Annotated in this window: 12 protein-coding genes; 4 read left to right on the top strand and 8 right to left on the bottom strand. The window is 35.0% G+C overall.

Features of this window, described 5'->3' with window-relative positions; translation table 11 throughout:
* The first annotated feature begins 23 nt into the window (after positions 1-23).
* The 3 genes from FC72_RS06285 to FC72_RS06275 all read left to right on the top strand — a co-directional run bounded on the left by FC72_RS06285 (position 24) and on the right by FC72_RS06275 (position 5,178).
* A complete protein-coding gene (locus FC72_RS06285; RefSeq protein WP_057765906.1) occupies positions 24-446 on the top strand; it encodes a MarR family winged helix-turn-helix transcriptional regulator in 423 nt (140 codons plus the stop codon).
* 104 nt (positions 447-550) lie between these two features.
* Positions 551-2,974 (top strand): Xaa-Pro dipeptidyl-peptidase, encoded by a 2,424-nt coding sequence (locus FC72_RS06280; RefSeq protein ID WP_057765904.1) that lies wholly within the window; start codon positions 551-553, stop codon positions 2,972-2,974.
* A 122-nt stretch (positions 2,975-3,096) separates the two neighbouring features.
* Positions 3,097-5,178, top strand: a complete 2,082-nt coding sequence (locus FC72_RS06275) for a KUP/HAK/KT family potassium transporter (RefSeq protein ID WP_057765902.1) — start codon at positions 3,097-3,099, stop codon at positions 5,176-5,178.
* A 32-nt stretch (positions 5,179-5,210) separates the two neighbouring features.
* Here FC72_RS06275 and FC72_RS06270 read toward each other — a convergent pair whose 3' ends face one another.
* From FC72_RS06270 to FC72_RS06255, 4 genes are all read right to left on the bottom strand, one after another.
* Positions 5,211-5,741 carry a PadR family transcriptional regulator gene (locus FC72_RS06270; RefSeq protein WP_057765900.1) on the bottom strand — a complete coding sequence of 177 codons (531 nt, stop codon included), beginning with the start codon at positions 5,739-5,741 and terminating at the stop codon, positions 5,211-5,213.
* Positions 5,742-5,798: 57 nt separating this feature from the next.
* Entirely contained in the window at positions 5,799-6,335 is a 537-nt protein-coding gene (locus tag FC72_RS06265) for a phenolic acid decarboxylase (RefSeq protein ID WP_057765898.1), read from the bottom strand.
* Positions 6,336-6,441: 106 nt separating this feature from the next.
* Positions 6,442-7,110: a 2,3-bisphosphoglycerate-dependent phosphoglycerate mutase gene (locus FC72_RS06260; RefSeq protein ID WP_057765896.1), complete on the bottom strand. Its 669-nt coding sequence runs from the start codon at positions 7,108-7,110 to the stop codon at positions 6,442-6,444.
* Positions 7,111-7,231: 121 nt separating this feature from the next.
* Positions 7,232-7,447 (bottom strand): hypothetical protein, encoded by a 216-nt coding sequence (locus FC72_RS06255; RefSeq protein ID WP_235805155.1) that lies wholly within the window; start codon positions 7,445-7,447, stop codon positions 7,232-7,234.
* Between the two features lie 204 nt (positions 7,448-7,651).
* Between FC72_RS06255 and FC72_RS06250 the strand changes: the two genes are divergently transcribed.
* Positions 7,652-8,404 carry a DUF5067 domain-containing protein gene (locus tag FC72_RS06250; protein ID WP_057765894.1) on the top strand — a complete coding sequence of 251 codons (753 nt, stop codon included), beginning with the start codon at positions 7,652-7,654 and terminating at the stop codon, positions 8,402-8,404.
* 379 nt (positions 8,405-8,783) lie between these two features.
* On the opposite strand, the gene FC72_RS06245 is transcribed toward FC72_RS06250, so the two are convergent.
* From FC72_RS06245 to FC72_RS06230, 4 genes are all read right to left on the bottom strand, one after another.
* Positions 8,784-9,179, bottom strand: a complete 396-nt coding sequence (locus tag FC72_RS06245) for a DUF956 family protein (protein WP_057765892.1) — start codon at positions 9,177-9,179, stop codon at positions 8,784-8,786.
* Between the two features lie 108 nt (positions 9,180-9,287).
* Positions 9,288-10,199: a PTS system mannose/fructose/sorbose family transporter subunit IID gene (locus tag FC72_RS06240; protein ID WP_057765890.1), complete on the bottom strand. Its 912-nt coding sequence runs from the start codon at positions 10,197-10,199 to the stop codon at positions 9,288-9,290.
* Between the two features lie 16 nt (positions 10,200-10,215).
* A complete protein-coding gene (locus FC72_RS06235) occupies positions 10,216-11,025 on the bottom strand; it encodes a PTS mannose/fructose/sorbose transporter subunit IIC (protein WP_057765888.1) in 810 nt (269 codons plus the stop codon).
* Between the two features lie 36 nt (positions 11,026-11,061).
* The gene (locus tag FC72_RS06230; protein WP_057765886.1) at positions 11,062-12,036 is read right to left on the bottom strand and encodes a mannose/fructose/sorbose PTS transporter subunit IIA; all 975 of its coding nucleotides are present in this window, start codon (positions 12,034-12,036) and stop codon (positions 11,062-11,064) included.
* Positions 12,037-12,216 lie beyond the last annotated feature (180 nt).

Here is a 12,216-nt window from a genome sequence, read left to right as displayed (position 1 = left end):
ACTTCTAACAACGAGGTGGAAATATGAACCGTAAATTTGGAACTCTTATAAAAAAGGTTAACAATTCTGTAACAAGAAATGCTGATAAATTTGCCCAAACATTAGGCTTAACTAGTGTACAAATCAGTATTATTGACTATATTGCACATAACGAAGAAAAAGATGTCTTTCAAAGAGATATAGAAAAAGAATTTAATATCAGAAGAGCAACTGCAACAAGCTCTCTTAAATTAATGGAAGATAGAAATTTAATAACTCGAACTCCTGTAAAAAAAGATGCAAGACTAAAACAACTTAAATTAACACCAAAAGCAAATAATCTATCAAAACAAATTGACGATTACTTTAACGAAACCGAAAAAATTATTATTGACGCCATTGGACCCGAAAATAAATTGACAGTTTCAAATGGCTTGTCCAAAATCATCAACCAATTATCCGATTAGCTGTAAATCATTTTTTGACAACTACTCAAATCAAATAGAAATTGTGAATTAATTATCTTATACTGAGGGCATGAGTCATAAATAGATTAAGGAGATGTTTTGTTATGCGTAATAATCAATTTGCTATTCGACCTACTGATTTTGATACTCAGATTAAAGAATTGAAAGAAATCAAATTTTTAAACAAGACTAATGAGGATGAGACTAGCCCTAGTAAACTTTTAAAGAGCTTTCTTAAACTTAGTTATCCTGAAATAAAATCAGATCAAGCTTTTGCACACCGATTACATTCATTACAAGCAACAGAGGATTCAGATGTCTTTGATTACTTAGAAAACAATGATCAAGTATCTGTCTCTGCTTTCTATAATATTGCTCTTCAACTTTTACAATTTAATCCTGATGTAGATTTTGATTTTTCTGATCCATTGAGTGCTATGAAAAAAATTCAACTTAAAGTGTCAGATCATAAATCTAATCACTTTGATCATGATGAAATTATTTCAGCATGGTATTGGTTGCTTGCTACTCACACTAAAAATGGTCAATCATTTATAGATAGACTAGCTACTCAAGGTTATTTTGTACCATTCTATAAAAACACAACAAAACAATTACTTTTTAACGGAAAAACTTTACCAGTTTTCGATCCACATAAATTGATTCGTGAGGTAGTTTATGTTGAATCATCTCAAGATACAGACCATGACGGGAAACTTGATTTATTAAAAGCTGAAATTATCCGTCCCGCTCAAACAGAAAATGGATTAAAAGTTCCAGTTTTATATACTGCTACACCTTATCTTCAAGGTACAAACGATGAAACTGGCTTAGAAATGACTCATAATGTCAATGTCCCACTTCGTCATAAAGAACCAAACAATGTTAAATACGAAGATATCGAATATAAAGCACCAGACGAAAAACTCCCAGACAAACGTCCGATAAATGGTACTGCTAAAGAAGCTGAAGAAGGATTTATAAAAGATCTTTGTTACAGCTTAAATGATTATTTCTTGGCACGTGGATTTGCGGTAGTTTATGCTTCAGGAATTGGTACTAGCGACTCTGATGGTATGAGAACTACTGGCGGTCCTGAAGAAACTACTTCAACTACGGCCATTATTGAATGGTTAGCTGGCAATCGTGTTGCTTTCACAAATCGTGTCGATAATATTGAAATTAAAGCATGGTGGTCCAACAAATCAATTGGTATGACTGGACGCTCATATCTAGGTACCTTAGCAACAGCAGCGGCAACTACTGGTGTTGAAGGATTGAAAACTATCGTTACTGAAGCTGCTATTTCTAGTTGGTATGACTACTATCGTGATGGTGGATTAGTTATTGCTGCTGGTGGATTCCCTGGTGAGGATGCTGATGTTTTAGCTGAAGAGACTTTCAGTCGTCGTCTCAATCCTGGTGACTTCCACCGTGTTAAAGAAGATTGGGATCAAAAATTAATAGAAATAAATCATGATGAAGACCGTGATACTGGAGATTACAATACTTTTTGGGATGCTAGAAACTATCACAAGAATTTCAAAAATGTTAAAGCCGATGTTTTAATGGTCCACGGATTAAATGACTGGAACGTTAAACCTAGAAATGTGGAGAGACTTTGGAACGGCATCAAAAATAATAATATGGTTCAAAAGGCTATTCTTCATCAAGGACAACACATATATATCAATAACTTCCGTTCTATCGACTATACAGACATGATCAATTTATGGCTAACTCACGAATTGTTAGATGTTGATAATCAGGCTGAAAAAGTTATTCCTGATGTTGTTATTCAAGATAACGTCAAACCTGAAACATGGAATACATATGATAATTGGAGCGACCCTGATAACGACAAAGAAATATTTAATCTAGCTCCTGATAAACTTACTAAAACTTCATCTAAAGAAACTTTATCATTCAAAGATTCTTTACCTGACGACTTATATCAGGAATACTCAAAAGATAATGATGAATGGCAAGCAGATCTTCTAAAAGACGACAGTCCATTAAATGAAAATCGTTTAGTATTTAAGACTGATAAATTATCTGAAAACATGACTCTAGATGGTATTCCAAAGCTTGACTTAAAAGTATCATCGAACCAAGATCTTGGTATGCTTAGCTTCCAATTAGTCGATTATGGTAAGGAAAAACGTCTAAAAGTTTCACCATCTGTTCTAACTCCAAATGGTATCGATGAAACTTTTGATTGGAGAAAAGATGACTTGAGAGAATTTGAGCTCGCTAAGGAAACAGACTCAAAGATGATCACTAAGGGACATATCAATCTCCAAAATCGTCATAATCCATACAAAACTGATGAATTGATCCCTAATAAATTATATGACTTAAGTATTGAATTACAGCCTAATTTCTATAACCTAATCAAAGGTCATCAATTAGGTTTAATAATCTATGCTACAGACTTTGGAATGACAGTTCGTGGCAATCAAGATTTGAAATATAGTTTTGAATTAAATAATTCCAAACTATCAATTCCACTTCACAAACTAAATTAATACCAGATTTCAGCTAACCTCATCACTAAAGAGCTTGCTAACTAGACCAAAATTAAAAGGTTTAATGTGTCCTTTTCTAATGTTATAATCACGCTTGAACTGTTTATTTGGAGATTATTTATATGGAAAAACGTGAATTGAATTCTTTAAAAAATAATCCTCATTCAAAAATGAGTCTAGCGGGATTCCTAATTGCTTTAGGAATCGTATATGGAGACATCGGAACTTCGCCTCTATATGTTATGCACTCATTAATGGTGGGGAATGGTGGATTAAGTAAAATGTCCACCAATTTTATTTTAGGTAGTGTTTCATTAATTTTCTGGACATTGACCTTAGTTACCACTATCAAGTACGTATTAATTGCTTTACGTGCTGATAACCGTGGTGAGGGTGGAATCTTTGCTCTCTATACTTTAGTGAGAAAACGGGCCAAATGGTTAATTATCCCAGCAATGGTTGGTGGGGCTACTTTCTTAGCCGATGGGATGATGACTCCTGCTGTTACCGTTACAGCCGCTATTGAAGGTTTAAAGGGAATCGCCTTTAACAATAATGTTTTGATTCATAATCAGACACAGGTTATCATTATCACTTTAATAATCCTATCAACTTTGTTTTTCATTCAAAGATTTGGAACGCAATTGATAGGTCGAGCCTTTGGACCAATTATGTTGGTTTGGTTTGCGTTCTTAGGACTCATGGGTATTTATAATATTTCTTTTGACTGGACTATTATTCGCGCTCTAAATCCTTACTATGCTTTTGAATTACTACGCAGTCCTATCAATATTCGTGGTGTCTTTATCTTGGGAAGTATTTTTCTAGCCACAACTGGTGCAGAAGCACTTTACTCTGATATGGGACATGTTGGTCGTTCTAATATTTACACTAGTTGGCCTTTTGTTAAAATATGTCTTCTATTGAGTTACTTAGGACAAGCTGTTTGGTTATTACGTGTTAAAGATAATGCAGCTATGCAAGCAATGGATTCGATGAATCCTTTCTATCAGTCAATGCCTGATAATTTACGTGTCTTTGGAATTTTCTTATCAGCTTTGGCTGCTATCATTGCATCTCAAGCATTGATTTCGGGATCATATACTTTAGTTTCAGAAGCTATCAAACTGAGAATCTTCCCACGTTTGAAAACATACTATCCTACCAATTTCAAAGGACAACTATATATTCCAACTGTAAATTCAATCATTTGGGTAGTTTGTCTTTTTATCGTAATTTACTTCCAAAATTCTGAAAACATGTCTAATGCTTATGGTTTGGAAATTACGATCACAATGTTAATGACAACGATATTGCTACATCAATGGTTATTGATGAAACGCTTCAATCGCCTTTTGACGTCATTAATTATTGGCTTCTTCTTTGTTATTGAAAGTATCTTCTTTGTAACAAATAGTAGTAAGTTTATCCACGGTGCATATATCACAATGTTCATTGCTGCTGTTTTGATCAGTGTTATGTTCATTTGGAGATATGGTGATAGATTAATGGATGATAATACATTCAGAAGTCACTTCGCCTCATTACTAGCTTTCAAACATCAATTAAATGATCTTAGAAAAGATCCAAGTTATCCACTTTACACAACTAATTTGGTTTACTTAACTAAAGTTCATGACGGTTACAGAATCAAGAAGAATATCTTATATTCCATCTTAGATAAACGTCCAAAGAGAGCTGAGGTTTATTGGTTTGTCACAGTAAACGTTACGGATGAGCCTTATACTGCGGCCTATAGTGTAGAAACATTTGATACTGACTACATGGTCAGTGTTCAATTATATCTAGGCTTTAGAGTTGACCAAAAAGTTAATGTTTATCTACGACAAGTCGTACAAGACCTTATGGCCAGTGGTGAAATCAAAACACAACCGCAAAAATACACGACTATACCTGATCGCCAAGTTGGTGACTTCTCATTTGTTCTTATCAAAGAGGTTCTCTCACCTGATACAAAGATCAGTAATGTTAAAAAAGGTATCATTAGATTACGTCTACTACTACAGAAATTCATTTCTCCTGCTAACTGGTTTGGATTATCATACAGTGATGTACTGGAGGAAAGAGTTCCATTAGTTCTAGGTAAAGTATCATTAAATCGTCTACGTTTGGTCAGAAAAGATAGCTCTGCATTAAGAGACATCCCTATCGATCAACCTATCGATGACGATGATGATGAATAAAATTTAATTACAAGAAAAGACGCAGAATAAATTTATTCTGCGTCTTTTTTGTGCCCTATTTTATCTTTCAACCATTGAATATGATTCTTTTCACGTTCGATAGCTCGTGTCAAAATCAAATAATGACCATAGTTTTTTTGAATGATCTTTTGATTTATAAATACTTCTTTTAGTCTACCTTCCAAGTACGACAGTTTAGAATGTTTTAATTTGAGTTCTTGCTTTAAAAGTTCCTGCAGCAAAGGATCGGATTCATCATTGATAAAGTACAATTTTAGTGAAAAAATCTCTTCGCTGTCCGTTAAAGGTTCCTCCATCCAATTCCTTAATATTTGATGTCCCTTTTCTGTGATACTGTAAAAAGTCGATTTCTCTTCATCATGATCAACCAACCATCCATCATCTTTCATTCTAGACAATTCTGGATAAATTTGACTATGAGAAGCATGCCAAAAATCACCAATTTCATGTTTAAATTCTTGGCTAATTTGGTATCCAGATAGGTTACCTTTATTATTGATCAATCCTAATAAAACATAGGGTAAAATACGTTTTTTGGGCATTATTCTCTCCGTAACAAAAAAATGATATACGCTGTTTCGTATACCATTCTAACATGCTTATTTATTGATACGATGATAGTTTTCATCAAAATACTTACCTGCACGAATATCATCAGGAAGTTCTTTATAAGGTGCTTCACTAATAACATCTTCATTATTTTGACCAGCGTCACCCATGTAAGTAATTTTTGCCATTTCAGGAACCACTAATTTTGGATAGGTTTCGTATTTTTCACGTGATTCTTCCATTAAGTCAATATGTTCATTTTGATAAGTTACAGTAATTTCAGGATATTCCTCAACCCACTTAGGGAAAAAGATCGTACCATGCATTTTATTTTCATTAGGCATGAAATCAAGCGCTACATCAGTTCCAGTTGGTTCAGTCCAAGAAATCTTATAAACACCTTCCGTTAGCATCAGGATATCAGCCTTTTGATCAGTTACCCAACGTCCAGCAACCATTCCACCATGAATTCGATAATCAACTGTATAATCGTTTTTAGCATACCATTCATACTCCCAACCGTTATCGTAAGTGTAAATAAAATGTGTTCCTAAAAAATCATCTAAAGTTTTAAAAGTTTTTGTCATGTTTTAGTACCTCCTTGTGTCGTTATCGACAATAAACAGTGTATGTCGTTATCGACATAAAGTCAATAAAAAAGAAGCAGATAATTTAAAACTTATCTGCTTCTTCTTATTTACGATTTGATTCAATAATTTCTAACTTGCTGTCTAATTCATAGATCAACGGCTTACCATTAGCAACTTCTACACCATCGATGTCTTTATCACTTATTCTTTCCAAATATTTTATCAATGCACGAATTGTACTACCATGAGCCACTATCAATTGATTCTTGCCATCTAATAAGCGTGGAGCAATCGAATCAACATAGTAAGGTATAATTCGATTATAAGCTTGAAAAAGGCTCTCAGACAGCGGCATAACCTTAGGATCCAAATACTTATAAGGTCCAATATTTGCATCTGGTTTAGACAACTTTGGAGGCATCGTATAATAGCTTCTACGCCACAGTCTAACTTGCTCTACACCGTATTCTTTTCTAGTCTTATCTTTATTCTGACCACGTAAAGCTCCGTAGTGTCGTTCGTTTAAGCGCCAAGTTTTAGTAATTGGCACATAATTGATATTTAAATCATCTTGGATCAAATAAGCTGTCATAATAGCCCGCTTTAATACTGAGGTATGAACATGTTCTATTTCCATACCAGACAATTGTTTTGCGGCCTGATGTGCTTGTTGTTCCCCCATTTTGGTAAGATCAACGTCGCTCCATCCCGTGTAACGATTCAAAGCATTTGCGGTACTTTCTCCATGTCTTACCATAATCAGTTTTACCATATTTGTGATGTTACCAACTTTCTTGAAAGATACTTATCTATATTATCACAATCATTATTTTCGTTTATCAATGCAAATAAAAAATCGCCCTCAGGCGACTTATGTATATTATTCTTCTGTATTATTTAGAGACTGCTGGTTTAGCAACAACTCTAATGGGCTGAGCTACATCAATAGTATCAGAGAATCTATTTGTAATATAATCCCTCATACCGTCACGTGCTTCTTTTTTAGAAACGTTGTGACAGACGCGCTTCTTAGCAATACGCTGGCCCTCTTTATTCAAAAAATTGCAAGTGACCTCATAGTCGCCATGATTACCAAAAAACAACATCATTGTTGACCCCCTTTTATATTGATAGAAACCCCACATGTTTCGACCAGATATTTATACCATTTTTTTTGAAGTGGTTCAATACTTTTAAGCCTTTTTTCTTTAAATATTTTTTTCTGCTTTTGGTTAAAATTTTATGGGAAAATGACTATGATATTGCTGGTCAATTAAGTTACTATAAAGGTATATCTTATGGGGGTTTTGACCATGAAAAAACGCAACACAAAAAACAATTCCAATTTAACTCGTCGCGAGTTTCATAAACGTAATAAGCCTTTTTATAAAAAGAAGAGCTTCATAACTTTAATCTCACTGATTATAATTTGTTTAATTGGTGGAGGAGTTTATTTTTTTAATAATAAATCAAATAACGAACCAAAGGTGGAGCATAAAGCATCACATAAAAAAACTGACATTAAACTTAAAAAAGTAACACCTAGAAAGAAAACCGCCGAAAAATCAAAAAAACAAAAACCTCAATCAGTTAAAGATGAGACTAAGGCAGATGAGAAAAAGGACGAAACTAAACAAAATGCTGGATCAGATGACAAATCTATCAAGAATCCCGGAAGTTACAATGAACTTGTTTATAGTAGTGACTGGTTCACCTTCAAACTCTCCAATGATGTAAAACTTATCAAAGACGCTAATGGTGATCCTGCTTTAATGATAAATTATAACTACACCAATAAAACTCAATCACCACAAAATCCTTCACAGATCCAATCAAAATACATCATTTTAAAACAAGATGATCAACAACTTTCAGCCACTCAAGCAACGGGAGATTATTCTGGTATCATAGATTCAAGTAACCGTGATCAAGTTCAACCAGGAAAGAGTTTTGACGGCGCACTTCTTGTCAAAGTGAACAGTACAGATGATGATGTTATTATGTCGTTTCTAAATATTCAAACAAACGATCCAATTCAAACTACACAACCGTTTAAGTTAAGTTAATAGGCTTATTTCTTAAAAAATAGCCTCATAAGAGATGATTGATTATTTTTCTAATAATTGGTCATCTCTTTTAATATTGGCTTTAGAACGAAAATATTAAGCGATATAGACAAATATTGATAAAAAAGTCTTGATGTGGAATGCGTTTCATAACGTAGTATATGTATGTAAGGCAATTGAGCCTACACCCTTCTTATTCAAATGGTCAAATGACCCAAAAACAAAGTGTGACAAAGCATGGTCAGCTTTCGAGCATTAAAACAGACAAGGTCAGCAATCCAAAGGATTGCCGACCTTGTCTGACTTAAGCGGAAAAAACTATGTTTTATCGCACGTTTACGCTGCATATTAACGAAAAAATAGTTATGCCGCGACCCCATTATTTATTTTTTTTCTTCTTATTTTTACGTGTGAAGAGATTCTTCAACCCACGTTTAACGACATCATTAAAACTCAGTGAACGAACAATATCTTTAGGATCGATATACACTCTGATTGCTCTAAGAACCTTTTTTGGGTCCTTAGAAGAGAATGTATACATACCGTTTTTCTTAGTCTTTAGAGCATAACGTGGTATCCATTTACCCTTAAAAACAACTGAAACGATAACCTTATCTACTTCTTTCCAAGGAATCTGAATATAGTTCTTGGTATTTCTGTCACTATAAAACTCAAAACCTCGATCACCGACCATAATCTTGCCGTACTCTGAAATTCCTACATGAGAGGTCCCATTAATAACAAGATCAGACTTTGTATTGATTGACTGGACCATTTAATCTACTCCATTCTTTCACTAATTATTGTAATTATACACCTCTAAAATTTTTGGTTAAAAAAAAGATGAACTCCAAAGAGCCCATCCATTTTATAATTCCAATTATTACATAACGTGGAGTACGTGTAGGATAACACCGACAACGAACAAACCAAGAATAATAATGATTGGAGAAACTTTCTTCTTTAGTAACCACATACATAAGAATGTTAGAAGTAGAGCGGCCAAGCCGGGGATCAAACTATCTAAGTTATCTTGTAATGTTGTAACTTTATGTGCAGTCAATGATAGACCTGCTTTTTGTTGAATCAATGCTTCTTTAACACCTTGTGCACCTGCTGGTAAGTGAGCCCAGTCAATGAAGGCACCTTTATCAAGTTTAACTGATGAAACAGTTGGTGTGAACTTAACAACAACCCAACGGTTGATCAAGGATCCTAGGATAAACATACCTAGAATTGAAGCACCTTTAGTAATGTCTTGTAGCAAACCACCAGACATATCTTCTGTGATCTTTGAACCAGCTTTGTAGCCAAGTTCTTGTGTATACCACATGAATCCCATACGAATAGCATTCCATACAACGAAGTAAATGATTGGTCCTAAGATATTACCTGTCATAGCAAGTGATGCTGCTAAGGCACCAACGATAGGCTTAACAGTGAACCAGAACACTGGATCACCAATACCAGCTAGAGGACCCATCATACCAACTTTAACACCTTGAATAGCAACGTCGTCAACAGGAGCACCATTAGCACGTTCTTCTTCAAGAGCCATAGTAACACCTAAAATAGGTGAAGCTAAGTAAGGGTGAGTATTAAAGAATTCCAAGTGACGCTTCAATGCTGAGGCACGGTCTTCTTTAGTACTATATAATTTTTTAAGTGCTGGGATCATTGAATATGCCCAACCACCGTTTTGCATACGTTCGTAGTTCCATGAACCTTGAATGAAGGTTGAACGCCACCAAACGGCTATACGATCTCTTTTAGATAACTTTAATTCTTCAGCCAATTTTTCTTCCTCCATCCTAGTAATTATCTATTATATCGCCAACTGGATCACCGGTATTTGAACCGCCGCCGTTATTTGATCCGCCACCTGTTTTTTCAAGTTTAAGATAAATAAGAGCCATAGAAATACCAATAGTACCAAGTGCGATCAATGTAAGATCTGTAACAGTTGCTAGAACGAAACCAATAGCAAAGAATGGCCAAACTTCTTTAGAAGCCATCATGTTGATAACCATTGCGTAACCAACAGCAACAACCATACCACCACCAACGGCAAGACCGTCAGTTAACCATGAAGGCATAGCATTAAGCATACCCTTAACAGGGCCAGCACCAATTGCCAAGATCATAGCTGCAGGGATGGCAATACGGATACCTTGTAAACAGATAGCAACAATTTGCCAGAATTCAATTTTTCTAAAACTACCTTCTTCAGCAGCTTTATCCATAATATGAACAATACCAGTAGTAATTGTACGAACAATGATTGTTAGTAACAAACCGGCAACAGCCAATGGAACGGCGATAGCGATAGCAGATGAAACACCTTTTCTACCTTCGCCACCAAGAACAAGAATAATTGCGGAAGCAACAGATGCCAAAGCAGCATCAGGAGCAACAGCAGCACCAATGTTTGCCCAACCAAGAGCAATCATTTGTAATGAACCACCTAAAATCAAACATGGTATTAGGTTACCTGTAACTAATCCGATTAAAGTACAGGCGATAACTGGTTGATGGAAATGGAATTCATCCAAAATACCTTCCATACCAGCTAAAAATGATACTAAAACGACTAATATCACTTGAATAATATTCAAATCCATGATTATTAATCCTCCATTTTTCCTCTGATAATTATTTTACTTTTGTTTATTTAGCTCTTCTTGAGCTTTATTTAAGATTGCATCCATGTTGTCTTTTGAGTCAGCAGGAACTTTACGAACATCAAATTCCACGCCTTCCTTTTGAAGTTTCTTGAATGTATCAATGTCTTCTTGATCAAAAGCCAAAACCTTGTTAGGTTGAACTTTACCAGTTGAATGGGCCATTGAACCAACATTGATTTCTTTCAAAGGAACTCCCCCCTCAACAGCACGTAATGCATCTTCTGGGTCTTCGAATAATAGTAATGCACGTTGACCACCAAAGTGTTTGTCATCTTTAGCAATCTTGATCATTTGATCAACTGGAACAACGTGAGCTTTAACACCAGATGGTGCAGCTTGTTGAATCAACTTTGTACGAAGTTCATCTTTAGCTACGGCATCAGATACAACAATTATACGTGTTGGATTTGTTGTCTTAGTCCATGCAGTTGCAACTTGACCATGTAATAAACGTGAGTCAATACGTGCAAGAACATATTCAAATGATCCTGGTCTACCAGCATTTCCAGTTGATTTAGGAGCTTCAGTTTTTGCAGCTTCTTTTGGTTGTAGTGCTTCGGGACGAACCTTAACACCCTCTTTTGCTGTTTCAATAATATGAGCAGCAATTTCGTGCGCACTGTCCATAGACATGCGTGATGCATATGCTTCGATCAACATAGGCAAGTTCAAGCCGGCAACAATTGCCCACTTATCTTTATGTGCTTCAAACAAGTTGTTAACTTGGTTGAAAGGTGTACCACCCCAAAGATCGACTAAGAATAATACTTGGTCTTGGTCATCAAAAGAAGCAATAGCTGCTTCAAGATTAGCCTTTAAATCGTCTGGGCCTTGACTTGGCATAAGTGTGACAGCTTTGACGTTTTCTTGTTCTCCAAAGATCATTGATCCGGATTGCAAGATACCTTCGGCAAACTTACCATGACTAGCAATGATAATCCCTACCATCTTTAATCCTCCTTATGAATTAGTGATTAAAGCGCTTACTTAAACTAAACAATAATAGTCCCTTGATAAAAATTAAAATAGAATAATTTCGTAATAAGGCACTTCAATCGAGCTCACCCTTCTTGTGAACCCTTTCATAATATCATTTTTTCTGAAAAAAACACCTTTTTATATAAAAAA

The organism is Companilactobacillus tucceti DSM 20183 (assembly GCF_001434665.1).
Classification (GTDB): Bacteria; Bacillota; Bacilli; order Lactobacillales; family Lactobacillaceae; genus Companilactobacillus; species Companilactobacillus tucceti.
This window is presented reverse-complemented; position numbering and strand designations above follow the sequence as displayed.

What these genes read in the sequence shown, in the direction of transcription:
- FC72_RS06270 (WP_057765900.1), bottom strand. Translation starts at nt 5,741, where the DNA reads ATGCCCAAAAAACGTATTTTACCCTATGTTTTATTAGGATTGATCAAT.
- FC72_RS06260 (WP_057765896.1), bottom strand. Translation starts at nt 7,110, where the DNA reads ATGGTAAAACTGATTATGGTAAGACATGGAGAAAGTACCGCAAATGCT.
- FC72_RS06255 (WP_235805155.1), bottom strand. Translation starts at nt 7,447, where the DNA reads ATGATGTTGTTTTTTGGTAATCATGGCGACTATGAGGTCACTTGCAAT.
- FC72_RS06265 (WP_057765898.1), bottom strand. Translation starts at nt 6,335, where the DNA reads ATGACAAAAACTTTTAAAACTTTAGATGATTTTTTAGGAACACATTTT.
- FC72_RS06275 (WP_057765902.1), top strand. Translation starts at nt 3,097, where the DNA reads ATGGAAAAACGTGAATTGAATTCTTTAAAAAATAATCCTCATTCAAAA.
- FC72_RS06245 (WP_057765892.1), bottom strand. Translation starts at nt 9,179, where the DNA reads ATGGTCCAGTCAATCAATACAAAGTCTGATCTTGTTATTAATGGGACC.
- FC72_RS06285 (WP_057765906.1), top strand. Translation starts at nt 24, where the DNA reads ATGAACCGTAAATTTGGAACTCTTATAAAAAAGGTTAACAATTCTGTA.
- FC72_RS06235 (WP_057765888.1), bottom strand. Translation starts at nt 11,025, where the DNA reads ATGGATTTGAATATTATTCAAGTGATATTAGTCGTTTTAGTATCATTT.
- FC72_RS06280 (WP_057765904.1), top strand. Translation starts at nt 551, where the DNA reads ATGCGTAATAATCAATTTGCTATTCGACCTACTGATTTTGATACTCAG.
- FC72_RS06230 (WP_057765886.1), bottom strand. Translation starts at nt 12,036, where the DNA reads ATGGTAGGGATTATCATTGCTAGTCATGGTAAGTTTGCCGAAGGTATC.
- FC72_RS06250 (WP_057765894.1), top strand. Translation starts at nt 7,652, where the DNA reads ATGAAAAAACGCAACACAAAAAACAATTCCAATTTAACTCGTCGCGAG.